Origin of the sequence: Mesorhizobium sp. M7A.F.Ca.AU.002.02.1.1, assembly GCF_003998535.1 — a bacterium.
GTDB classification, from domain to species: Bacteria; Pseudomonadota; Alphaproteobacteria; order Rhizobiales; family Rhizobiaceae; genus Mesorhizobium; species Mesorhizobium ciceri.
This window is the reverse complement of record NZ_RZPB01001274.1, coordinates 1-1,018: the sequence shown is the minus strand read 5'-3', so window position 1 is coordinate 1,018 and position 1,018 is coordinate 1. Positions and strand designations below refer to the sequence as shown.

The window sequence follows — 1,018 nt, the reverse complement described above, 5'->3', positions numbered from 1 at the left end:
GGCCGCCGGCGTCGGGAAGATGGCGAGGAAGGTGCCTGGCTTGCCGTTGAACGAGACCCTGGTATCGGTGTTCTCGGCGGCGAGTTCGACGCGAGCCACGTCGCGCAACCGCACCACATTGCCGTCGGTCGAGCGCAGCGGCAGCTCGGCGAATGCCTCCGGCGTCTGCAATGTCGAGCGCACGGTGATCGAGGAAACGACATACTCGTTCTGGGTGTTGCCGGGCGCCGACAGGAAGTTGGAATTGTTGATCGCCGTCAGCAGTTCGGAGGCGGTCACGCCGCGCGCTGCAAGTTTGACCGGATCGATCCAGACGCGCATCGAGTATTCCTGGGCGCCGAAGATCTGCACGTCGGCGACGCCTTCGACCGTCGACATGCGCGGTCTGATGACGCGCTCGATATACTCCGTCAGCTGCTCCTTCGTCATGTTCGGATTCTGCATCGAGATGTACATCATCGCGAACTGCTGGCCGGTGCCCTTGACGATGACAGGGTCCTTCGACGCGTCCGGCAAAGTGCCGCGCACGCCCTGGACCTTGGACAGAACTTCGGTCAGCGCGACGTCGGGGTTCGAGCCGAGCTTCATCTGCACCGTCACGGTGCTGGAGGACGGGCGGCTGGACGAGGTGACGTAGTCGATGTTTTCGGTCGAGGCGACGGCGCGGGCGATCGGGGCGGAAATGAAGCCCTGGATCAGATCGGCGCTGGCGCCTGGATAGGCCGTGGTGATCGTGATGGCCGTTTCATCGACCTTCGGATACTGCCGGATCGACAGATTGAAGATGCCCTGGAAACCCAGGAGCAGGATCATGCAAGCAAGGACCGTCGAAAGAACAGGCCGGCGAATGAAGAGATCTGAAAAGCTCATTGCTGGTCGGCCTGCTTGTTCGCCGATTTGGTCGGGTCGATGGTGTTGTCCACAACGACGGACATGCCGTTGAAGAGGCGGTTCTGACCGGCGGTGACGACCTCGTCGCCGGCCTTCAGCCCCTCGACGATCTCGACCATGCCTTGAT

1 protein-coding gene and 1 pseudogene are annotated in these 1,018 nt (G+C 62.2%); both read right to left on the bottom strand.

From position 1 onward, the window contains the following. A partial coding sequence (locus tag EN879_RS37090) for an efflux RND transporter permease subunit (RefSeq protein ID WP_164774901.1) occupies positions 1-870 on the bottom strand: 870 nt, incomplete at its 3' end. Further along, positions 867-1,018: pseudogene (locus tag EN879_RS40460) on the bottom strand (efflux transporter periplasmic adaptor subunit); the annotation flags it as partial. The gene EN879_RS37090 and the pseudogene EN879_RS40460, both read right to left, overlap by 4 nt.